The 20,434-nt window shown below is 64.2% G+C and carries 19 protein-coding genes and 1 other RNA gene; 16 read left to right on the top strand and 4 right to left on the bottom strand.

Annotated elements, in window-relative coordinates; all coding sequences use genetic code 11:
- Positions 1 to 2: 2 nt before the first annotated feature.
- The 10 genes from PSV40_RS14500 (at position 3) to htpX (ending at position 9,470) form a co-directional block, all read left to right on the top strand.
- Positions 3 to 881 (top strand): methyltransferase domain-containing protein, encoded by an 879-nt coding sequence (locus PSV40_RS14500; protein ID WP_300538937.1) that lies wholly within the window; start codon positions 3 to 5, stop codon positions 879 to 881.
- Between the two features lie 216 nt (positions 882 to 1,097).
- Complete coding sequence (locus PSV40_RS14495; protein WP_300538934.1) at positions 1,098 to 2,051, top strand: LysR family transcriptional regulator; 954 nt, start codon at positions 1,098 to 1,100, stop codon at positions 2,049 to 2,051.
- A 457-nt stretch (positions 2,052 to 2,508) separates the two neighbouring features.
- Positions 2,509 to 3,408: an amino acid ABC transporter substrate-binding protein gene (locus PSV40_RS14490; RefSeq protein ID WP_300538931.1), complete on the top strand. Its 900-nt coding sequence runs from the start codon at positions 2,509 to 2,511 to the stop codon at positions 3,406 to 3,408.
- A 135-nt stretch (positions 3,409 to 3,543) separates the two neighbouring features.
- A complete protein-coding gene (locus PSV40_RS14485) occupies positions 3,544 to 4,266 on the top strand; it encodes an amino acid ABC transporter permease (protein ID WP_096697507.1) in 723 nt (240 codons plus the stop codon).
- Position 4,267: 1 nt separating this feature from the next.
- Complete coding sequence (locus tag PSV40_RS14480) at positions 4,268 to 4,954, top strand: amino acid ABC transporter permease (RefSeq protein WP_300538928.1); 687 nt, start codon at positions 4,268 to 4,270, stop codon at positions 4,952 to 4,954.
- Between the two features lie 42 nt (positions 4,955 to 4,996).
- On the top strand, positions 4,997 to 5,734 hold the full coding sequence (locus tag PSV40_RS14475) for an amino acid ABC transporter ATP-binding protein (protein WP_300538926.1): 738 nt from the start codon (positions 4,997 to 4,999) through the stop codon (positions 5,732 to 5,734).
- A 174-nt stretch (positions 5,735 to 5,908) separates the two neighbouring features.
- Entirely contained in the window at positions 5,909 to 6,952 is a 1,044-nt protein-coding gene (gene pyrC, locus PSV40_RS14470) for a dihydroorotase (protein ID WP_300538925.1), read from the top strand.
- Entirely contained in the window at positions 6,952 to 7,728 is a 777-nt protein-coding gene (locus PSV40_RS14465; RefSeq protein WP_300538923.1) for an NYN domain-containing protein, read from the top strand. The genes pyrC and PSV40_RS14465 overlap by 1 nt, the downstream gene beginning before the upstream one ends.
- Positions 7,725 to 8,474, top strand: coding sequence for a DUF3025 domain-containing protein (locus PSV40_RS14460; protein ID WP_300538921.1), 750 nt, complete (start codon positions 7,725 to 7,727; stop codon positions 8,472 to 8,474). Before PSV40_RS14465 ends, PSV40_RS14460 begins: the two co-directional genes overlap by 4 nt.
- A gap of 111 nt (positions 8,475 to 8,585) precedes the next feature.
- On the top strand, positions 8,586 to 9,470 hold the full coding sequence (gene htpX / locus PSV40_RS14455; protein ID WP_300538918.1) for a protease HtpX: 885 nt from the start codon (positions 8,586 to 8,588) through the stop codon (positions 9,468 to 9,470).
- Between the two features lie 69 nt (positions 9,471 to 9,539).
- Here htpX and PSV40_RS14450 read toward each other — a convergent pair whose 3' ends face one another.
- Positions 9,540 to 11,282 carry an NAD(P)/FAD-dependent oxidoreductase gene (locus PSV40_RS14450; RefSeq protein ID WP_300538915.1) on the bottom strand — a complete coding sequence of 581 codons (1,743 nt, stop codon included), beginning with the start codon at positions 11,280 to 11,282 and terminating at the stop codon, positions 9,540 to 9,542.
- 124 nt (positions 11,283 to 11,406) lie between these two features.
- On the opposite strand from PSV40_RS14450, the gene rnpB reads away from it, so the two are divergent.
- Positions 11,407 to 11,734, top strand: an RNA gene (gene rnpB, locus PSV40_RS14445) — RNase P RNA component class A.
- Between the two features lie 26 nt (positions 11,735 to 11,760).
- Here rnpB and PSV40_RS14440 read toward each other — a convergent pair.
- Positions 11,761 to 13,413, bottom strand: coding sequence for an MBL fold metallo-hydrolase (locus PSV40_RS14440; RefSeq protein WP_300538913.1), 1,653 nt, complete (start codon positions 13,411 to 13,413; stop codon positions 11,761 to 11,763).
- Between the two features lie 145 nt (positions 13,414 to 13,558).
- Between PSV40_RS14440 and PSV40_RS14435 the strand changes: the two genes are divergently transcribed.
- Positions 13,559 to 14,536, top strand: a complete 978-nt coding sequence (locus tag PSV40_RS14435; protein ID WP_300538911.1) for a tripartite tricarboxylate transporter substrate binding protein — start codon at positions 13,559 to 13,561, stop codon at positions 14,534 to 14,536.
- A gap of 134 nt (positions 14,537 to 14,670) precedes the next feature.
- Complete coding sequence (locus PSV40_RS14430) at positions 14,671 to 15,678, top strand: serine hydrolase domain-containing protein (protein WP_300538908.1); 1,008 nt, start codon at positions 14,671 to 14,673, stop codon at positions 15,676 to 15,678.
- A 13-nt stretch (positions 15,679 to 15,691) separates the two neighbouring features.
- Here PSV40_RS14430 and PSV40_RS14425 read toward each other — a convergent pair whose 3' ends face one another.
- Both PSV40_RS14425 and PSV40_RS14420 read right to left on the bottom strand, forming a co-directional pair.
- Positions 15,692 to 16,990 carry a lytic murein transglycosylase gene (locus PSV40_RS14425; protein ID WP_300538905.1) on the bottom strand — a complete coding sequence of 433 codons (1,299 nt, stop codon included), beginning with the start codon at positions 16,988 to 16,990 and terminating at the stop codon, positions 15,692 to 15,694.
- A gap of 144 nt (positions 16,991 to 17,134) precedes the next feature.
- Positions 17,135 to 17,686, bottom strand: a complete 552-nt coding sequence (locus PSV40_RS14420) for a carboxymuconolactone decarboxylase family protein (protein ID WP_300538902.1) — start codon at positions 17,684 to 17,686, stop codon at positions 17,135 to 17,137.
- Between the two features lie 67 nt (positions 17,687 to 17,753).
- Between PSV40_RS14420 and dapF the strand changes: the two genes are divergently transcribed.
- Genes dapF through PSV40_RS14405 form a run of 3 tightly spaced genes read left to right on the top strand, consistent with a single transcriptional unit; the run spans position 17,754 to position 20,406 of the window.
- Positions 17,754 to 18,641 carry a diaminopimelate epimerase gene (gene dapF, locus PSV40_RS14415; RefSeq protein ID WP_300538899.1) on the top strand — a complete coding sequence of 296 codons (888 nt, stop codon included), beginning with the start codon at positions 17,754 to 17,756 and terminating at the stop codon, positions 18,639 to 18,641.
- A 39-nt stretch (positions 18,642 to 18,680) separates the two neighbouring features.
- Positions 18,681 to 19,385 carry a DUF484 family protein gene (locus PSV40_RS14410; RefSeq protein WP_300538896.1) on the top strand — a complete coding sequence of 235 codons (705 nt, stop codon included), beginning with the start codon at positions 18,681 to 18,683 and terminating at the stop codon, positions 19,383 to 19,385.
- A gap of 13 nt (positions 19,386 to 19,398) precedes the next feature.
- Positions 19,399 to 20,406 carry a tyrosine recombinase XerC gene (locus tag PSV40_RS14405; protein ID WP_300538894.1) on the top strand — a complete coding sequence of 336 codons (1,008 nt, stop codon included), beginning with the start codon at positions 19,399 to 19,401 and terminating at the stop codon, positions 20,404 to 20,406.
- The last annotated feature ends 28 nt before the right edge of the window (positions 20,407 to 20,434 follow it).

Below are 20,434 nucleotides of genomic sequence, written 5' to 3'. Positions count from 1 at the left end.
TCATGAACACTCAGGCTGTCTTTGATCCGGAAAAATTCAAGGCCACGACGCGGGCGCAGTGGGAAAATGCCGCGCCTGCCTGGCACGACTGGGGCCCCTTTCTCGGCCAATGGCTGGGCCAGGCAACCGGGCGGATGCTGGATTTGACCGCTGTCCGGGCCGGTAGCCGCGTGCTGGACGTGGCGGCCGGCGCGGGCGAGCAGACGCTGGCGGCTGCGCAGCGCGCCGGCCCGTCCGGGCATGTGCTCGCAACAGACATTTCGCCAGCGATTCTGGCGTACGCCGCCGCAGCGGCTCGCCAGGCCGGATTGCCGAATGTCACGACCCGTGAACTCGACGGCGAGGCGCTGGACATCCTGCCGGCGGAGAGTTTCGATGCCGTGATTTCCCGTGTCGGATTGATCTATTTCCCGGACCAGCAGAAGGCCCTGAGGGGCATGAAGCACGTGCTGAAGCCGGGCGGGCGTATGGGGGCCATCGTGTATTCGACGCCTGAGAAAAACGCGTTCTTCTCCATCCCGGTTTCCATCATCCGCCGGCGTGCCAGTTTGCCGCCGCCCCTGCCGGGACAGCCCGGCCCGTTCTCGCTGGGCGCCGATGGTGTGCTGGCGGCTACGCTTGAGCGGGCGGGTTTCCGGCAAGTGGTGGTGGAAAAAATACAGGCCCCGGTGCGTCTGCCGTCGGCGGCCGAGTGTGTTCGCTTCGAGCGCGAATCCTTCGGTGCGCTGCACCAGATGATGTCCACGCTGTCCGAAGCCGAGCGCGCTGACACCTGGCGTGAAATCGAGAGTGAGTTGCAAAAATTCGAAGGCCCTGATGGCTTTATCGGCCCCTGTGAAATGCTGGTGGGGGCAGCGGTCAAACCGGCTTCTGCTGCATAGCTCGCGCTTGCGGGGATTTCGGTCAGCGACTTGGTTTTCCCCGACACAAGTGACCAGGTCTCTCCGTCGGGCGGGCGACAGGCAGGCTTTCCGGCCCTTGGTCGGGGGGGCTGGCGGATCAGCGTCCCTCGTGCGGCATGGCGCTGGTGCTGACTTGTCCCGGGTCGGCCCGGCCGCATCTTCGTTGCGTAAGCTGCCTCGGCAATAATCGCCTGGATGGAAACCAAATGGCTGGAAGATTTCGTCAGTCTCGCTGAAACCCGCAGCTTCAGCCGCTCGGCCACGCTGCGCCACGTGACCCAACCGGCGTTTTCACGCCGCATCCAGGCGCTGGAAGCCTGGGCCGGCACCGACCTGGTGGACCGGAGCTCCTACCCCACGCGCCTGACCCCTGCCGGCGAAACGCTGTACAGCCAGTCGCTGGAGATGCTGCAGGGCCTGCAGTCGACGCGCGCCATGCTGCGCGGCCACAATTCGGCCGCGCATGACGTCATCGAATTCGCCGTGCCGCATTCCCTGGCCTTCACCTTTTTCCCGGCCTGGGTCAGCAGCCTGCGCGAAAAATTCGGCCCCATCAAGAGCCGGCTGATTGCGCTCAACGTGCATGACGCGGTGCTGCGCCTGGTCGAGGGCAGCTGCGACCTGCTGATTGCCTACTACCACGACTCGCAGCCTTTCCAGCTCGATGCCGACCGTTACGAGATGATCAGCCTGGGGCAGGAAGTGCTGGCGCCTTTCGTGAAAGCCCAGGCCGACGGCACGCCCCTGTTCCGCTTGCCGGGGCGGGCCGGCCAGCCCCTGCCTTACCTGGGTTATGCCCCCGGGGCTTACCTGGGGCACATGGTTGACCTGATCCTCAAGCAGTCGAGTACCGCCATCCACCTGGACCGGGTGTACGAGACCGACATGGCCGAGGGCCTCAAGGCCATGGCGCTGGAAGGCCACGGCATTGCGTTTTTGCCCTTCAGCGCCGTCAAGAAGGAACTGCGGGCCAAAAAACTGGTCAGTGCCGGCGAGGGACTGGAAATGACCATGGACCTGCGCGTCTACCGTGAGCGGCCGACCGGCAAGGCCGCGGCCAAAAGCCCGGCGCAGGCCCTGTGGCATTACCTCGAAAGCCAGGCCCAGCCGAAGACGCCCGGCAAACCGCGCCTTGGTAGCAACCCTTAGTGGTTATAAATAATATGCATAATGCCGCACCCAAACAGCATTGGCTTTTCACGAACCGTAAATTTACAGTCCGTCACGTTCTGCCAAGGCGGGGTTGGCGTGCCCTCTGGAGAGGCCTGCGAAGGCCGGTCAGCGGGTTGGCACAAAGACTGCTTGTCAGGACATCCGTGTTCCATCGAATCAACGCACGCACTATCTTGGGGACTGTTTTTTTGTTTGATCCGCTGACGGCTTTCACCCTTTGGGACCTCTCGGACCTCTCGGACCTCTCGGACCTCTCGGACCTTTAGGATTTTCCCCCGGTGTTGCCAGCTCCCCCTGCGTTGCCCCCTTTCCAGGACTGTCAGTCCACCCGGTGCCGTTTCCATGGCTGGGGTAAACCTTGGGGTTCGCCCCGGTACCCCCTCCTTAGAATGGCATTCACCAACCTTTTCATTTAACCCGAAGGAAACTCTCCATGAAACTCAAACTAGCCGCATTAACCGTCGCATTGCTTGCATCCAGCGGCGCATTTGCCCAGGCCAGCGACACCGTCGCCAAAGTCAAGGCTTCCGGCGTCGTCACCATGGGTGTTCGCGATTCTTCGGGCGCCCTGTCTTACACCCTGGGTGACGGCAAGTACGCCGGTTACCACGTTGAAATCTGCCAGCGCGTGATCGCCAACCTCGAAAAGGCCGCCGGCCGCAAGCTCGAGATCAAATACCTGCCAGTGACCTCGCAGAACCGCATTCCGCTGGTGCAAAACGGCACGGTGGACATCGAGTGCGGCTCGACCACCAACAACGCAACGCGCCAGAAAGACGTGGCTTTCCTGCCGACGACTTTCGTCGAGGAAGTCCGCATCGCCGTGAAAGCCAACTCCGGCATCACCTCGATTGTCCAGCTCAATGGCAAAAACGTGGCCACCACCACCGGCACAACCTCGGTGCAGACCCTGCGCAAGAACGAGCGAGCCAGCGGTGTCGACTTCAAGGAAGTTTTTGGCAAGGACCACTCTGACAGCTTTTTGCTGCTCGAGTCCGGCCGTGCCGACGCCTTCGTGATGGACGGATCCATCCTGGCCGGCAACATTGCCACTGCCAAGAACCCGGCCGATTTCAAGATCGTCGGTGAAGTGCTGAGCGTCGAGCCGATTGCCATCATGGTTCGCAAGGACGATGCCGCCCTGAAGAAAATCGGCGAAGACACCATCAAGGACCTGATCAAGTCCGGCGACATCGCCAAGCTCTGGGACAAATGGTTCATGCAGCCGATTCCGCCCAAGAACAGCCGTGTCGGCCTGCCTGTCAGCGAAAGCACCAAGGCTGCCTGGGCCAACCCCAACGACAAGCCCATGGAAGACTACGCCAAGAAGTAATCCTGGCTTGAGCTGAACCTCAAACCCCGTCTGTGATTTTGCTGGCGGGGTTTGTTGTTTGGCGGCAGCCTTGGCGAACGCGATGCAGCGCCGGCTGCCGGTGGATAGATTGAAAAATTCCTGGCGGGAGAGAACATGAATTGGGATTGGCAGGTTTTTCTGAATGACGACGGCAGCGGCCGGACGTATCTGGAATGGATGTTCGACGCCTGGGGCTGGACCCTGGCGGTGGCGGGCTGTTCCTGGGTGGTGGCCATGCTGGCCGGCGGCCTGATGGGCACGTTGCGCACGCTGCCCAACAGCCCCTGGCTGGTGCGGCTGGCCAATGTCTGGGTCGAGGTCTTTCGCAACGTGCCTTTGCTGGTGCAGATCTTCATCTGGTATTTCGTCGTTCCCAAGATGTTTCCTTTCATGCAGCAGGTACCGAGCTTTTTGCTGGTCGTGTTTGCCCTGGGCTTTTTTACCTCTGCACGGATTGCCGAGCAGGTCCGCGCCGGCGTGCAGGCCCTGCCGCGTGGCCAGCGTTATGCCGGCATGGCCATGGGTTTCACGACAGCCCAGACCTACCGTTATGTGATCCTGCCGATGGCGCTGCGCATCATCATCCCGCCGCTGACCAGCGAGTCGATGAACCTGCTCAAGAACTCTTCTGTCGCCTTTGCGGTGTCGATTGCCGAGCTGACCATGTTCGCCATGCAGGCCCAGGAAGAAACCTCGCGCGGCGTGGAGGTTTACCTGGCTGTCACCGTGCTCTATGCCGTATCAGCCTTCGCGGTCAATCGCGTCATGGCTTTTGTCGAGAAGAAGGTCCAGATTCCGGGCTACATCGTGGCCGGCAGCACCGGTGGGGGGCACTGACATGTTCGGTCTTGACTGGAGCTTTCTGAGCTGGGACATCATTTCCAAGTTCGTCATGAAGGGCCTGATTTTCAGCGTCGAACTGACGGTGATCGCGACCATAGGCGGCATCCTCCTGGGCACCCTGCTGGCCTTGATGCGGCTGTCCGGGGTGAAGGTCCTGACCCTGCCCGCGACTTTTTACGTCAATGGCATGCGTTCGGTGCCACTGGTCATGGTGATCCTGTGGTTTTACCTGCTGATGCCTGCCGCATTTTTCGACATGATTCCGGGCGGTGCCAATAACCGTTCCGAGATTTCGGCCATCATCACCTTCATCGCATTTGAGGCCGCTTACTTCAGCGAGATCATGCGCGCCGGCATCCAGTCGATCTCGCGCGGCCAGGTCAACGCGGGCAGGGCGCTGGGCATGACCTACGCCCAGAACATGCGCCTGATCGTGCTGCCGCAGGCCTTCCGCAACATGGTGCCGATTTTGCTGACGCAGACCATCATCCTGTTCCAGGATACCTCGCTGGTGTACGCCATCGGCGCCTACGACCTGCTCAAGGGCCTGACCACCGCCGGCAAGATTTACGGCCGGCCCGAAGAGGCCTATCTGCTCGCTGCCGTGGTCTATTTTGTGATCTGTTTTGGCTTGTCGTACATCGTCAAGAAGCTGCAGAACAAGATCGCCATCATTCGCTAACCCCTTTCGGCAACACCTGCCCAAGCTCTCCGGAGATACAAGATGATCGAACTCAAAGAAGTTTCCAAATGGTATGGCGCCGTGCAGGTGCTCAACAACTGCAGCACAAAGATCGAAAAAGGCGAGGTGGTTGTGGTCTGCGGCCCGTCCGGCTCGGGCAAATCGACGCTGATCAAGGTCATCAACGCGCTCGAGCCTTTCCAGAAGGGCGAGATTTACGTCGATGGCCAGGCCGTGCACGACCCCAAGACCGACCTGCCCAAGCTGCGCTCGCGCGTCGGCATGGTGTTCCAGAACTTCGAGCTGTTCCCGCACCTGAGCGTGACCGAAAACCTGACCCTGGCCCAGATCAAGGTGCTGGGCCGCAAGCCCGACGAGGCCAAAACGCACGGCCTGAAATACCTGGACCGCGTGGGCCTGATGGCGCACAAGGACAAGTTTCCCGGCCAGCTCTCGGGCGGCCAGCAGCAGCGCGTGGCGATTGCCCGTGCGCTGAGCATGGACCCGATTGCCATGCTGTTCGACGAGCCGACCTCGGCGCTAGACCCCGAAATGGTCGGCGAGGTGCTCGATTGCATGATGGGCCTGGCCGTCGAGGGCATGACCATGATGGTGGTCACGCACGAGATGGGTTTTGCCCGCAAGGTCGGCAGCCGCGTGATTTTCATGGACGTGGGCGGCAAGATCCTCGAGGACTGCTCGAAAGACGAATTCTTCAGCCACCCGGAGAACCGTCAGGAGCGCACGCGGGATTTCCTCAACAAGATCCTGCAGCATTAGGCGCTACTGCGCGGGCGCACCGCGTCGTTGCGGGTCTCGATCAGGCCATCCTCACGTACCCGCAGTACGTTCCGGTGACCTGACACCCGCGCCTTGCCCTGCATCCCGCTCGCTACGCGCCGGGTACGGGGATCGGTACTGGGACGGGGCTCTGAGATTTGGGACAATGGGGCCATGACTCAAATAACCATCACCCGCCCCGACGACTGGCACCTGCATGTGCGCGACGGCGATGCCTTGCGCACCGTGGTGCCGCACACCGCGGCGCAGTTTGGCCGCGCCATCATCATGCCCAACCTGCGTCCGCCGGTCACCACGGCCGCGCAGGCCATGGCCTACCGCGATCGCATCCAGGCCGCCGTGCCGGCGGGTGTGGCCTTCGAGCCGCTGATGACGCTGTACCTGACCGACAACCTGCCCCCCGACGAAATCAAACGCGCCCGGGACGCCGGTGTGGTCGCGCTCAAGCTGTACCCGGCTGGCGCCACCACCAACAGCGACGCCGGCGTGACCGACCTGCGCAAGACGTACAAGACGCTGGAGGCCATGCAGCGCGAAGGCCTGTTGCTGCTGGTGCATGGCGAGGTGACCTCACCCGAAATCGACCTGTTCGACCGCGAGGCGGTGTTCATCGACACCCAGCTGATTCCGTTGCGTCGCGACTTCCCCGAGCTGAAGATTGTGTTCGAGCACATCACGACGAAGGAGGCCGCGCATTATGTGCGCGACGCAGGCCGCTTTCTAGGCGCCACACTCACCGCGCATCACCTGCTGTACAACCGCAACGCCATCTTCACCGGCGGCATCCGCCCGCATTATTACTGCCTGCCGGTGCTCAAACGTGAAACCCATCGCGTTGCCCTGGTGGAAGCCGCTACCGGCGGAAATCCGCGCTTTTTCCTCGGCACCGACAGCGCGCCGCACCCGGCGCATCTGAAGGAACACGCCACAGGCTGTGCCGGTTGTTACACCGCCCACGCGGCGATGGAGTTGTATGCCGAAGCCTTTGATGCCGTGGGCGCCATGGACAAGCTCGAAGCCTTCGCCAGCTTCAACGGGGCGGACTTCTACGGCCTGCCGCGCAACCAGGGCACGATCACGCTGAAGAAGGAAAGCTGGATGCCGCCTGAGAGTTTTGCCTTTGGCGAAGCCGAGCTCAAACCGCTGCGGTCCGGCGAGTCGCTGGCCTGGAGACTGATCACCGATGTGAGGCCCTGATGGAAAGCAAACCGCGCGTTGCGCTGCTGATTGATGCCGACAATTCGCCGGCCTCCAAGATCGACCTGATCCTCAACGAACTGTCGACCTTCGGCGAGACGAATATCCGGCGCGCCTACGGCAACTGGAAAAAAAGCGAGCTCAAGGGCTGGGAAGAAGCACTGCACGAACACGCGATCCGTCCCATGCAGCAGTTCGATTACACCAAGGGCAAAAACGCCAGCGACATGGCGATGGTGATCGACGCGCTGGAGCTGCTGTACACCGACCGGCCCGACGCCTTCGGCATTGTCTCGTCCGACGCCGACTTCACCCCGCTGGTCATGCACCTGCGCGCCAAGGGTGCAGCCGTGTACGGCTTTGGCGCGCAGAAAACGCCGGAGCCCTTTGTCAACGCGTGCTCGCGTTTTCTCTACCTCGACAAGCTGCGCCCCATTGCCGCAGCCGATGCGCCTGCGGGCGGCCGGGAAGACGCCGAAGCCGTGGCCACCGCGCCCTTGCGCGCCACACCGGCGCAGCTCAAGCAGGACGCCAAACTCGTCATGCTGCTGCGCAACGCGGTGCAGGCCGCCGCCGACGACGAGGGTTGGGCGCGTGTCGGTGCGGTCGGCACGCAGATCGCCAACCAGGCCTCGTTCGACCACCGCAACTACGGCTACGCCACGCTGACCAAGCTGCTGGTGGCCTCGCAGCTGTTCGACATCGTCGACGAAGGCAAGTCCACGGTGATGGTGCGCGACAAAAGACTGTCGCGGCCGTCTGCCAGGAACGGATGAGCGCTGACGCGCCAGTTGCGGCCTGGCCGGTGGACTGGAGCCGCCCCTGGCTGTCCGCCTGGCGTGAACCCGGCGAGCGGGTGGCTCTGGCCATTGAAGGCGGCGCGACTTTCCACGAGGCGCTGAACCGGGAGCCCGGCGCGCCGCGGCGTTTTGTGCCGCAATCTGCCTTGCCGCCCGGCCAGGCCTACGAGCAGTTCATTTTTGAGACCGGCACCGTTCCGACGCGCGACAACCTGCACGACTTCTTCAACGGGCTGTGCTGGATGCGTTTTCCGCTGACCAAGAAAAAACTCAACCAGCTGCAGGCCGCAGAAATCGCCGCGGCCGGTGTGGCGCCGCTGCGCGGGCCGGTGCGTGACGCGCTGACGGTGTTCGACGAAAACGCGGCCTTCCTGTCGGCACCGCCACCGCTGTGGGACGCGCTCGCCGCGCGGGACTGGCAGCGCCTGTTTGTCGACTTGCGCCCGCTGTGGCAGCAGGCGCAGCTGGTGCTGTTTGGCCATGCCTTGCTGGAAAAGCTGGTTTACCCACGAAAACCGATCACAGCCCATATCTACCGGGCGCAGCCAGCTATGAATTCCATAGCGGACCTGGACGCCTGGGTGGCCGCCGACCTGAGCGCGGACAAACTGGCTGCCAAGCCGTTTGTGCCCTTGCCGGTGCTCGGTGTGCCGGGCTGGTGGCCGGATAACGAGAACTTTTCCTTTTATGATGACTCTTTCGTATTCCGCCCGCGCCGGTAAACAACACCCAGTAAAAAATCCGGCGCTTGATTTGGGCTGAACCCTCCCCATTTGCCTGCAACAGTCCCTTTTTTTGCGGCACTTGTTTTTACCGACCTCTACGGAGCATCCATGAAGCGTATTTTTCTATTTGTCATGACCAACCTCGCCGTTGTGGTGGTGCTGGGCATTGTCGCCAGCCTGCTGGGCGTCAATCGCTACCTCACGCCGCAAGGGCTGAACCTGGGCATGCTGCTGGGCTTTGCCGCGGTCATCGGTTTTGGTGGCGCGATCATCTCGTTGCTGATCAGCAAGCCCGTGGCCAAGTGGAGTTCGGGCGTGCGCGTGATCAACGAGCCGCAAAACGCCGACGAAGCCTGGATCGTCGAGACCGTGCGCAAGCTGGCCACCACGGCCGGCATCGGCATGCCCGAGGTCGGCATTTTCGAAGGTGCGCCCAACGCCTTTGCCACGGGTGCTTTCAAGAACTCGGCGCTGGTCGCCGTCTCCACTGGCCTGCTGCAGGGCATGACGCGTGAAGAGATCGAAGCCGTGCTCGGCCATGAAATCGCCCACGTGGCCAACGGCGACATGGTCACCATGACGCTGATCCAGGGTGTGATGAACACCTTTGTGGTGTTCCTCAGCCGCGTCATCGGTTACGCGGTGGACAGCTTTCTGCGCAAGGGCAGCGACAGCAACTCCGGCCCCGGCATCGGTTATTACGTCAGCACCATCGTGCTCGACATCGTGCTTGGTTTTGCCGCCGCCATCGTGGTCGCCTGGTTCTCGCGCCACCGCGAGTTCCGCGCCGACGCCGGTGCCGCGCAGCTGATGGGGCGCAGGCAGCCCATGATCAACGCGCTGGCCCGGCTGGGCGGCATGGTGCCCGGCCAGTTGCCCAAAACCGTCGAGGCCATGGGCATCACCGGCAGCATGGGCAAGCTGTTTGCGACGCACCCGCCGATTGAAGAGCGTATTGCCGCGCTGCAATCCGCCCAGCCCGGCCAGGTTTGAGCCGGTCTGCTCCCTCTCCCTTTGGGAGAGGGCAGGGGTGAGGGGGACGCGCGGACTTCAAGGCGGCCCTCACCCTAACCCTCTCCCAGTGGGAGAGGGGACCAAGCGACGCGCCACCGCCTCGGCCACCTCGATGCCGTCCACGCCCGCCGACAGGATGCCGCCGGCGTAGGCGGCGCCTTCGCCGGCCGGGTACAGGCCCTTGACGTTCAGGCTCTGGAAATCGTCGCCGCGCGTGATGCGCAGCGGTGACGAGGTGCGGGTTTCGACGCCGGTCAGCACGGCATCAAACATGTCGAAGCCCTTGATCTTCTTGCCGAAGGCCGGCAGCGCCTCGCGCATGGCCGTGATGGCGTACGCGGGCAGGGCGCTGGCCAGGTCGGTCATCAGCACGCCGGGCTTGTAGGAAGGCTCCACGCTGCCGAGCTGCGTCGAGGCCTGGCCGGCCACAAAATCACCGACCAGCTGGCCTGGCGCCACGTAGCCGCCGCCACCCAGCGTGAAGGCGTGTGATTCGAGCTGGCGCTGGAAGGTGATGCCGGCCAGCGGCCCGCCCGGGTAGTCGGCCGGGGTGATGCCGACCACGATGCCGGCGTTGGCGTTGCGCTCGTTGCGCGAGTACTGGCTCATGCCGTTGGTCACGACACGCCCCACCTCGGAGGTGGCCGCGACCACGGTGCCGCCCGGGCACATGCAGAAACTGTAGACCGAGCGCCCGTTGGCCGCATGGTGCACCAGCTTGTAGTCGGCCGCGCCCAGCAGCGGGTGGCCGGCGTGCTGTCCGAGCCGCGCGCGGTCGATCAGGCCCTGTGGGTGTTCGATGCGGAAACCCACCGAGAACGGCTTGGCCTCCATGTAGACGCCGCGCTCGTGCAGCATCGCAAAGGTGTCGCGTGCGCTGTGGCCCAGCGCCAGCACCACATGGTCGGCGCGCAACTCGTAGCTGCTGCCGTCCTGCAGGTTCTGCACGGTCAGGCCGCGCATCTGCCCCTGTTCAATCAGCACGTCGCTGACGCGCTGCTGGAAGCGGATCTCGCCGCCCAGCGCCGTGATCTGCTCGCGCATGTGTTCCACCACCTTGACCAGCTTGAAGGTGCCGATGTGCGGCTTGCTGACCAGCAGGATTTCCTCCGGCGCGCCGGCCTTGACAAACTCCAGCATGACCTTGCGGCCAAGGAAACGCGGGTCCTTGATCTGGCTCCAGAGCTTGCCGTCGGAAAAGGTGCCGGCGCCGCCCTCGCCGAACTGCACGTTGGACTCCGGGTTGAGCACGCCCTTGCGCCACAGGCCCCAGGTGTCCTGGGTGCGTTCGCGCACCTTCTTGCCGCGTTCCAGCACGATGGGTTTGAAACCCATCTGCGCCAGCAGAAGCGCTGCAAAAATGCCGCAGGGACCGAAGCCGACGACGACGGGGCGCACAGCCGGTGCGTTGTCCACCTGGGCCAACAGGTGGTAGCTCTGGTCGGGGGCGGGACGGATGTGGGGGTTGTCCTTGAACTTTGCCAGCAGTTCAGCTTCCAGCGAGGGGGCATCTTCTCCACCAGCCAGGGCCGCGGAACCGGCTTTGCCGGGCCGCAGGCGCAGCGCCCCCTCGGGGGGCAGCGTAGTACGCGAAGCGACAAGCGTGGGGGCCACTTCCACGTCGGCGATGTAAACCAGCAGCAGCTTCTGTTTGCGCGCGTCGTAGCTGCGTTTGTAGATCCTGTGGCGCAACAGCTCGGCAGGCTGGATGCCCAGTGTCTTGACAATCAGCGCAGGCAGCGCGTCTTCGGGGTGGTCAAGCGGCAGCTTGAGCTCGGTCAGGCGGATCATGGGGTGTTACCTCGTGGATCTGTATTTCGGATCTATGAAGCATTTTAACCATCGGGTCCAGATGGGGTGGGCGCAAGCAGCTATCAAATCAGTAGCAAGCGATTTGCCGGGATAATAGAGGGGTGAAGCACGCCAGACTGCCGCTGGTGCAAGGGTGGAAACACCGCACTGGAGGAAGGTCCGGACTGCAGAGGGCAGCGTAGCAGCTAACAGCTGTCCACCGTGAGGTGAGGATCAGAGCTACAGAGACGAGCCGGTTAAGTCCGGGTGAAACGAGCAATCTCTACGCGCAGCAATACCAAGTAGGCACACGTTGACGGGGCCCCCGGAGTGTGCGGGTAGGTAGCACCGAGCCGTCTGGCGACAGACGGCCCAGATTAATGGCAGTCACGGGGCGGCGACCGCAAGGAAACCGTTCCGCACAAAATCCGGCCTATCGGCGGGCTTCACACTTTTTCATGCGGTTCTGTTCCAGCCATCACAGGTTGAACAAGCCCTGCGCCTGAATCCGCTCCACATGCGCCAGCAGCGAACGTTTGGCCACCGGCCAGATGCGCGAGTCCACATCGTCGTAGGCCGATGCCACCCACTCGTCGATGGAGCCCTGCGGCTGCGCCTGCATCACGCCGATGATCTTGGCCTCGCGTTTGAGGCGGTGCGCCTTGAGCTGGGCGATGACGGTTCTGGCCTCACCCAGCACATAGCCATGGGCCGGGGCGATGAAATCAATACCGTGTTCGTCGCAGGCGCTGCTCAGCCGGTCCAGCGAATCGAGGTAGGCATTCATGTTGCCGTCGGGCGGGTCCACCACCGTGGTGCTGCCGTTGAGGATGTGGTCGCCGCTGAACAAAATGCCATCTTCGAGCATCACCAGGCACAGGTGGTTGGCCGCGTGGCCGGGCGTGTGGATGACTTTCAGGGTATGCATCATTTCGCCCTCTGGCCCTTGTCCCGCAAGCGCGAGCAGCTCCTGATTTTGTAGCGACCGGTCCGGCGTGAACTGGCTGGCGGCGCGTGCTGTCGGCGCCGACGGCAGGCCCAGGATGGGCGGCGTGTTGCTGCACAGGGCCTGCAGCGGTTGGGCTCCGGGCGAATGGTCGGCGTGTGAGTGGGTACACACAATCATGCGGATGTTGCCGCCCGCCGCGCGCCACAGACGCTGCAGGTGGTCGGTGTCGGCCGGTCCCGGGTCGATCGCGATGTAGCCGGTGGCCGGGTCGCCGACCAGGTAGCTGTTGGTGCCCGGCCCGGTCATCACGCCGGGATTCGGCGCGGTCAGGCGCATCAGGTTTTTGAGCAGGGCCACCGGCCGCGCGGTCTGCCAGTCCAGCGTGTGCACCATCTGGCCGTCGGGGCTGGTCAGGGCCAGTTCGCCATAAGGTGCCTCGTGCTCCATATAGCGCGCTTCGGCGCCGGCCAGAAAACCGGCGCGCGGGCAGGAGGTCCAGAGCGGCTGCTCGGACGCGGCGCAGGCCAGCAGCACGGCGTCCACCGTGTCGAAATGCTGCAGGCGCTGCAGCGTGCGTATGGTCGGGAAGATGATGAAAAAGCCGCCGGCTTCATGGCGTGCCAGGGCATCGGCCGGCCGCACCCAGACCGGCTCGAACTGTTCGCTCTCGTCGGCCACCGGCTCCTGGCCCTCGGGCATGCGCGCCACCAGAAAAGGCACGTCAAAACGGCGCGGCAGGTCGCGGTCGGTGACCCAGTGCGCCAGCACAAAGACCTGGTCGCCGGCCAGCGTCAGGCCGCGTTCCTGGCACTGTGCGGCGAACGGTGCCTGGCGGTCCAGCGCTGCAATGTCGGCAGTGGTGGCGTGGCTGCCATCGGCATGGCAGGCCAGCAGCACGCCCAGTTCTTCAAAACTTTCGCGGATGGCGGCAATCGCCTGCGTCAGGTGCAGGTCGGTCTGCGTCGCGCGGCGGGTGGATTGCGCGTGCGCGGCCGCATCGGCCGCGTCGATGCCGCCGCCCGGAAACACGTAGGCGCCGGGCGCAAAACTGGCTGTCGTCGAGCGCCGCGTCATCAGGATTTCGATGCCCTCGGCGCTGTCGCGCAGCAGCAGCACGGTGGCGGCGGGGCGGATGGGCGCGGGTTCGCGTTGCGGGTAGAGGAGTTGGGTGGGTCGGACCATGGGCTGATTTTGCAGTGAAACGGCAGAAGGCGGCTGTGGCAGTCGGTGGCGGGCCGCGATTGGTAGCATGCTAAGTGTTAACCGCAATGGCGTTCCGGCGGCGGCGTGGGGATACTGGCAACCACCTTTTTTGCAGGAATGAATCATGAAGCAGTGGATTTCCAGAACCGCCCTGGCCATGACGGCCGCCACGCTGTGCGCCACCTCGATGAGCGCGATGGCCCAAACGTGGCCCGCGAAGCAACCGATCAAGTTTGTCGCCGTTTTCCCACCCGGCGGCTCGGTCGACCAGGTTGCGCGCATTCTCGCCGTGCCGCTGTCGCAGCAGCTCGGCCAGAACATCATTGTCGAAAACAAGGGTGGTGCGTCCGGTTCCATCGGCACCGCCGCCGTGGCTGCCGCGCCGGCCGACGGCTACACCTTCGCCTTTGTGTTCGACACGCACGGCGTCAACCCCAGCCTGATTCCCGGCCTGCCGTTCGACACGCGCAAGGACCTGGCACCGGTCTCGCTGATCGGCACCTCGGCCATGGTGCTCGCGACTTTTTCAGGTTCGGAGTACAAGACCTTTGGCGATGTGGTGGCTGCGGCCAAAGCGAAAAAGAATGTGAACTACGGCAGCATCGGTTCCGGCAGCCTGGGCCACCTGGCCATGTCGCTTCTCTCCAAAAGCGGCGGTATCGACTGGCAGCACGTTCCCTACAAGGGCGGCGGCCCGCTGATGAGCGACGCCGTCGCCGGCCATGTGCCGCTGGCCATCGGTTCGGTGTTTGTGACCAAGCCGCACATCGACAGCGGCCGCCTGCGTCCGCTGGCGGTGACAACGAGCAAACGCGCGGCCGAGTTGCCGAACGTGCCGACGGTGGCCGAAAGCGGTTTTGCCGGCTTTGATGCGCCGGCCTGGTGGGCCATCCTGGCACCGGCCAAAACCCCGCCCGAGGTCCTCAAACGCATGAACGAGGAAGTCAACAAGGCGCTGAAAAACCCCGAGATCGCCAAAAAACTCAGCGCCCAAGGCATCGAGATCGTTGGCGGTTCTTCAGAGTCAGCCCGTGTCTTCATCGACAAGCAGATTGACACCTGGGCCAAGGTGGTGAAGGACAATGGGATCAAAGCGGATTGAACGCCTGGTGCAAATAAAAAAAGGGCCTGCGGGCCCTTTTTTCATGGACTCGCAGGATCGCATGGTGAAAATCTTACGGCGTCATAAGAGGACCCTGCGACAATGCCCACCCGACTCACGTTGAGGCAACACGCATGCATGCATTGGAAGAAGTCCTCGAAAAGCTGGTCGCCTCCCGGGCGATTCCCGGACTTGCTTTTGCTACCCTTCACGCAGGTCGCTTGGAGGCCGCGCGTGTCTTCGGGGTCCGGGGCAGCCATGATGACTCTCCAGTCGACGCACACACGGTGTTCGAGGCCGCCTCGCTAACCAAGCCCGTCGTGTCATTTATCGCGTTACAGCTTGCCGAGGAAGGATTGCTGAATCTCAATGCACCGCTGTTTGAGATTTGCGGCGAGTACGTACCTAACGACGCAAGAGCCCGGCAGATCACAGCTCTGCACGTACTGTCGCATACGAGTGGGTTGCCCAATATCGTGCGCGAGGATGCTCCGTTGAAAACCTACTTCTCGCCCGGAGAGCGTTTCAGTTATGGAAGTAGCGCATTCGCCTGGTTGCAGAGTGCAATGCAGAGCCTGACCGGAATGTCGCTGGAGGCACTGGCCCAGCAACGTGTCTTTAGGCCTTTGGAGATGCATGACTCCAGCCTGGAATGGCAGGAGCGCTTCGCGTCCAACCATGCCCAAGGTCATGAATGGGAAGGTGAAGCGGTGCCCAAGCGCCGAGTGGCGACGGCGCAGGCTTCTTGGTCGCTTCTTACGACGGCAACGGACTATCTGCGCTTCGTTCAGGCTGTCCAGACTGCTCAGAGCCTCACACCGCAGATGCATGCGCGCTGGTTCGAGCCTGTAGTGCATGTGCGCAAGGGTGAGAACGCGGAAGACCTGAGGGGAATAAATCCGCCCAACGAGCACGTGGCTTGGGGCTTGGGCTGGGGCCTCGAGCCGTCGCAGCATTGCTTCTTCCACTGGGGACACAATCCCGGTTTTCGGGCCTACGTTCTTGGTAACCGGACTACGCAGGACGCTGTGGTGTGGTTCGCCAACTCGGCTCGTGGCTTGAGGTTGGCGCACCTGCTGCTTCTCAAAACGGTTCCCGGTGAGCACCCGTCCGTGCAGTGGTTGCAGATCGGACAGTTGTAAGAAGCAAGGAACCTCACTGCAAGCCTTGCAGCAACTCCAAAGTCGGATATCCATCCGCCGGCAGGCCCAGGCTGCGCTGGTAGAGACGTATGCCGCGCCGCGTGGCTGGTCCCATCGTGCCGTCCGGCGTCCCGCTGTCGAAGCCGCGGGAGTTTAGCGCCGTCTGTAGCGCCAGCAACTGGCTGCGTGACAGCGGGGGCACGTCACGCGGCCAGACTGTTTGCACCGCGGGGCCGCCGGCCAGCGCCTGCGCCAGCAGGCCGATGGCGAGCGCATAACTGGTCGAGTTGTTGTAGCGCAGGACGGTGCGGAAATTGGGGCCGACCAGGAAGGCCGGCCCGCGGGCGCCGGCCGGTAGCAGCAGGGCGCTGTCGGCCAGGGCAGGCAGAGGCGCGCCGTTCATGGACTGCACGCCCTGGGCCGCCCATGCCGAGGTCGGCTGGCGCACGTCGGCATCGGCGAGCGCGAGGTCGAATCCCGGCGGCAGGCGCACCTCCAGCCCCCAGGGCTGGCCGGCCTGCCAGCCGGCTTTGGCCAAAAAGTTGGCGGTCGAGGCCATCACGTCGGGCAGGCTGCCCCAGATGTCGCGCCGGCCGTCGCCGTCGGCATCAACTGCATAGGCTAGAAAGTTCGTTGGCAGGAACTGCGTCTGGCCCATCGCGCCGGCCCACGACCCCAGCATCTGCGCGCGGTCAATGTCGCGGTTCTGCAGGATGTTCAGGGCGGCGAGCAGCTGGCCGCGCGCCCAGGCCTCGCGCCGGCCTTCGAAACCGAGCGTCGCCAGAGCGTCAATGGTCGGAATGTCGCCGGTATTGCTGCCGTAGTTGCTCTCCATGCCCCAGATCGCCACCAGAATTTCTGCCGGGACGCCGTAGCGCGCTGCGGCGGCATCGATCGCGGGTCGCGATTGCAGCAGCCTGTCCTGCCCGCGGCCTATGCGCTGCGGCGACACCGCGCTGTCCAGGTAGTCCCAGACGGCGCGGGTGAACTCGGGCTGGGCGCTGTCCAGCTCGGTCACGCGCGGAATGAAGCGAACGCCATCGAAGGCGAGGCGCAGCGTCTCCTCGGTGATGCCGGCTGCGCGTGCGCTGGTACTGAACTCCAGCACCCAGCGGGCAAACTTCTGCTGGTGTTCGTCCTCGCTCGATACGGCTGGCACCGGTGTGGCGACAGCCGCCGAAGGCGCTGGCGCCCGGGTGCCGGCCGAAGGTGTGGAGGCGCAACCCGCCAGCGCGAAGACCGCCAGCAAGACGGGAGCCAGCCCGCGGCGCGCGGGCACAGGGAAACGGGTGGGTGTTTGCATGCTTTTCATTTTCGCCCTTTCATGGACGCCCGATGAGCGATGCATTCAATACCCATGCCCTGCATTGCGCACGACCAGGGCCGGCGCGTGCGTCACAGGAGGTCGGGTCGCAGGATTCCCGAACCTGGCGAGCCTTCGTGCTGTTTTTTTCTTCTACGTCTGGTCTTCCGGCGACACGCCCAGCGCCACCAGAAAACGCGCGACCATGTTGTAGGTGGCGATCGCGCTGGTCAGCTCGACCAGTTCGGTGGTGTCAAAGTGCTGGCGCAGCGCCTCGAACACGTCGTCGCTGACTTTCACGTCCAGCGTCATCTGCGCCGCATAACGGATCACCAGCTGTTCGACCGCGCCCAGCGCCGGGTGCGCCGCCGAGGCGCGTGCATCGGCTTTCACCAGGGCATTGAGCGCATCGAGCTCGGCTTGCGTGCCGCCCGCGGCCAGGAAGTCCGGCGCGTGGTGTTTGTATTCATAGGCCGCACCGGTCAGCAGCGCGACCGTGCAGATGCCCAGCTCGCGCAGCTTGCGGCTGGTCGGCAGGCCGGTGCGCACCGCGCCCAGGTAGACGTTCCAGGCGCGCGCCAGCGGCTCGCTCCAGAGCAGGGCCTTGTCGAGGTTGATCAGGGTGCCGCCGCGCCGTTTCAGGATGGCTTCGACGAGGTCCTGGGGTTGAGGCTTGAGGGCGGGCGTCCAGTCGGGAATGCGCATGATGGGTCTTTCCGGAAGTTGTGGAAGTGGGGAGGAGGGCGGCGCAGCCTCGGCGGATAATGCCCGGATGCTAATCCGATTTACCAAGATGCAGGGTGCGGGCAACGATTTTGTCATGCTCGACGAGACGCAGCAGCGCCTGAACCTGACGCCGGGCCAGTACCGCTTTCTGGCGGACCGTCACTTCGGCGTGGGTGCCGACCAGATCCTGTCGGTGCGGCCCGCGCCCGGCGCAGGTGTTGATTTCGAGTACGTGATCCACAACGCCGATGGCGGCGAGGTCGAGCAGTGCGGCAACGGTGCACGCTGTTTTTTGCGCTTTGTGCGCGAGCAGGGCCTGACGGACAAGGACGTGGTCAGGGTCCGGACCCTGGCGGGCGTCATCGAGCCGCGCATGCAGCCGGACGGCCGCGTCACGGTGGACATGGGCGCGCCCATCTTCGACCTGGCGCGGGTGCCTTTTGATGCCACCGGCTTGACGCCCGAAACCGTGCATTCTTGGCAAAAATGGCCTCTGGCCCTTGATGGACGGGCGCAGGCAGCTCCTGTTTTTGTAGCAGTTCTGTCCATGGGCAACCCGCATGCGGTGCAACTGGTGGACGACGTGGAGACCGCGCCCGTGTTGCAGACGGGCCCGCTGATCGAGAACCACGTGCGTTTCCCGCGCCGCGTCAACGCCGGCTTCATGCAGGTCGTCTCGCGCAGCCGGGTCGCCCTGCGCGTGTATGAGCGCGGCGCCGGCGAAACCCTGGCCTGCGGCAGCGGGGCTTGCGCGGCGGTGGTCGCTGGCATACGCTTGGGCCTGCTGGATGCGGGCGTGGACGTGTTGACGCATGGCGGCACCCTGACCATCGAGTGGCAGGGCGGGCTGGACGCCGCGACCGCCCCGGTGCTGATGACCGGGCCGGCGACCACGGTGTTTGAAGCCGCCATTGAAGTCCCTGACCACCTTTGAATCTGCAGATTTTGTCGACTTAACGGAAAAACCAAGAACATGAATCCCAGCGAACACTCCATCCAGAACCCGATCACCGAAGACGACATTGCCAACTTCCTGGCCAACACGCCCGACTTCTTCGAGCGCCATGCCGAGTTGCTGGCCACCGTGCAGCTGTCCAGCGGCCACGGCAGCCGGGCGGTGAGCCTGCAGGAGCGCCAGGCCGGCATGTTGCGCGACAAGATCAAGGTGCTGGAGTCGCGGGTCGTCGACATGATCCGCCATGGCCAGGAAAACGTGGGCATTGCCGACAAGCTGCAGCAGTGCACGCTCAACCTGCTGCTCACCGCCCATGCGCGCGACCTGCCCGACACCATAGTGCGCGAGATCCAGACGCAGTTCGCCGTGCCGCAGGCGGCCATCAAGGTCTGGCACGTCAACGGCATCTTTTCGATGGAAGACTTTTCAACAGGGGTCAGCGAAGACACGCAGACCTTTGCGTCATCGCTGACCACACCCTACTGCGGCGTCAATTCCGGGTTCGAGGCCGTCAGCTGGCTGCCCGATCCGGCCCAGGCCCTGTCGGTCGCGCTGATTCCGCTGCGTCCGGGCAAGTCGCCGCAGGCCTTCGGCATGCTGGTGCTGGCCTCGTCGGATCCCGAGCGTTTCAGCAGCGGCATGGGCACCGACTTCCTGGAGCGCATCGGCGAGCTGGCCGGCGCGGCCCTGTCGCGCCTGCGGCCGGCCGCCTCCGAAGCCTGACCCTGCGCTGATCATGGCCGCGCACGGGCAACCCGCAAGCACCGACGGCGCGGCGGCGCAGCCGGTGCCCGAGGCGGATCCGCTGGTCGAGCGTTACCTCGAACATGTGCGTGTCGAAAAGCGGCTGGCGCAGCGCACCGTCGAGCTGTATGCGCTGGACCTGCAAAAACTGCAGGCGAACTGCCGGCAGGCCGGCGTGGCGCTGACCCAGGCGCAAAACCTCCACATGCGGCGCTGGGTGGCCCAGATGCACAGCGGCGGGCGCAGCGGGCGCGGCATTGCGCTCATCCTCTCGGGCTGGCGCGGCTTTTACACCTGGCTGGGCCGCGAAGGCCTGGTCAGCAGCAACCCGGTGCAGGACCTGCGCGCGCCCAAGGCCGCCAAACCACTGCCCAAGGCGCTCAGTGTCGATGAGGCGGTGCAACTGGCCGCCTGGCGCAGCGACGGCACCGCCGGCGACGCGGCCCTGCAGGCCCGGGACCGCTGCATCACCGAACTGCTGTACGGCTGCGGTCTGCGTATCGGCGAGCTGACCGGGCTGGACGCGGTGGCCAGCAGCCAGGCACGCGGCTGGGTAGACGTGCAGGCCGCCGAGGCGCATGTGCTTGGCAAGGGGTCCAAGCGGCGCAGCGTGCCGGTGGGCAGCAAGGCTCTGGAGGCGCTGCAGGACTGGCTGGTACTGCGCAGCGCCTGGGCCAAAGAAGACGCGGCGCTGTTCATCAACCAGCGCGGAACCCGTTTGACGCCCCAGCACATCCGGGTGCGGCTCAAGCAGCGCTCGCTGCAGGCCGGCCTGGCCACGCCGGTGCATCCGCACATGCTGCGGCATTCGTTTGCCAGCCATGTGCTGCAGTCCAGCGGCGACCTGCGTGCCGTGCAGGAACTGCTGGGCCACGCCAACATCACCACCACACAGGTTTACACCCGGCTCGATTTCCAGCACCTGGCCAAGGTTTACGACGCCGCGCATCCGCGTGCGACGGTGGCGGGCCTCAAACCCCCGGGCAAGCAAAAAGGCTGATCAGGTTCTCCGCAGGCGCAGCGGCCCC

The organism is Polaromonas sp. (genome assembly GCF_029945925.1).
Lineage (GTDB): Bacteria > Pseudomonadota > Gammaproteobacteria > Burkholderiales > Burkholderiaceae_C > Polaromonas.
The sequence above is the reverse complement of the archived record's forward strand: the minus strand, read 5'-3'. Positions and strand labels throughout refer to the sequence as shown.

Bases quoted from the DNA above. Each gene is read 5' to 3' on its own strand.
- PSV40_RS14425 (WP_300538905.1), bottom strand. From the start codon at position 16,990: ATGAAAAGCATGCAAACACCCACCCGTTTCCCTGTGCCCGCGCGCCGC.
- PSV40_RS14420 (WP_300538902.1), bottom strand. From the start codon at position 17,686: ATGCGCATTCCCGACTGGACGCCCGCCCTCAAGCCTCAACCCCAGGAC.
- PSV40_RS14410 (WP_300538896.1), top strand. From the start codon at position 18,681: ATGAATCCCAGCGAACACTCCATCCAGAACCCGATCACCGAAGACGAC.
- PSV40_RS14405 (WP_300538894.1), top strand. From the start codon at position 19,399: ATGGCCGCGCACGGGCAACCCGCAAGCACCGACGGCGCGGCGGCGCAG.
- PSV40_RS14500 (WP_300538937.1), top strand. From the start codon at position 3: ATGAACACTCAGGCTGTCTTTGATCCGGAAAAATTCAAGGCCACGACG.
- PSV40_RS14480 (WP_300538928.1), top strand. From the start codon at position 4,268: ATGTTCGGTCTTGACTGGAGCTTTCTGAGCTGGGACATCATTTCCAAG.
- PSV40_RS14465 (WP_300538923.1), top strand. From the start codon at position 6,952: ATGGAAAGCAAACCGCGCGTTGCGCTGCTGATTGATGCCGACAATTCG.
- PSV40_RS14440 (WP_300538913.1), bottom strand. From the start codon at position 13,413: ATGGTCCGACCCACCCAACTCCTCTACCCGCAACGCGAACCCGCGCCC.
- PSV40_RS14485 (WP_096697507.1), top strand. From the start codon at position 3,544: ATGAATTGGGATTGGCAGGTTTTTCTGAATGACGACGGCAGCGGCCGG.
- PSV40_RS14450 (WP_300538915.1), bottom strand. From the start codon at position 11,282: ATGATCCGCCTGACCGAGCTCAAGCTGCCGCTTGACCACCCCGAAGAC.
- dapF (WP_300538899.1), top strand. From the start codon at position 17,754: ATGCTAATCCGATTTACCAAGATGCAGGGTGCGGGCAACGATTTTGTC.
- PSV40_RS14435 (WP_300538911.1), top strand. From the start codon at position 13,559: ATGAAGCAGTGGATTTCCAGAACCGCCCTGGCCATGACGGCCGCCACG.
- pyrC (WP_300538925.1), top strand. From the start codon at position 5,909: ATGACTCAAATAACCATCACCCGCCCCGACGACTGGCACCTGCATGTG.
- PSV40_RS14475 (WP_300538926.1), top strand. From the start codon at position 4,997: ATGATCGAACTCAAAGAAGTTTCCAAATGGTATGGCGCCGTGCAGGTG.
- htpX (WP_300538918.1), top strand. From the start codon at position 8,586: ATGAAGCGTATTTTTCTATTTGTCATGACCAACCTCGCCGTTGTGGTG.
- PSV40_RS14460 (WP_300538921.1), top strand. From the start codon at position 7,725: ATGAGCGCTGACGCGCCAGTTGCGGCCTGGCCGGTGGACTGGAGCCGC.
- PSV40_RS14490 (WP_300538931.1), top strand. From the start codon at position 2,509: ATGAAACTCAAACTAGCCGCATTAACCGTCGCATTGCTTGCATCCAGC.
- PSV40_RS14430 (WP_300538908.1), top strand. From the start codon at position 14,671: ATGCATGCATTGGAAGAAGTCCTCGAAAAGCTGGTCGCCTCCCGGGCG.
- PSV40_RS14495 (WP_300538934.1), top strand. From the start codon at position 1,098: ATGGAAACCAAATGGCTGGAAGATTTCGTCAGTCTCGCTGAAACCCGC.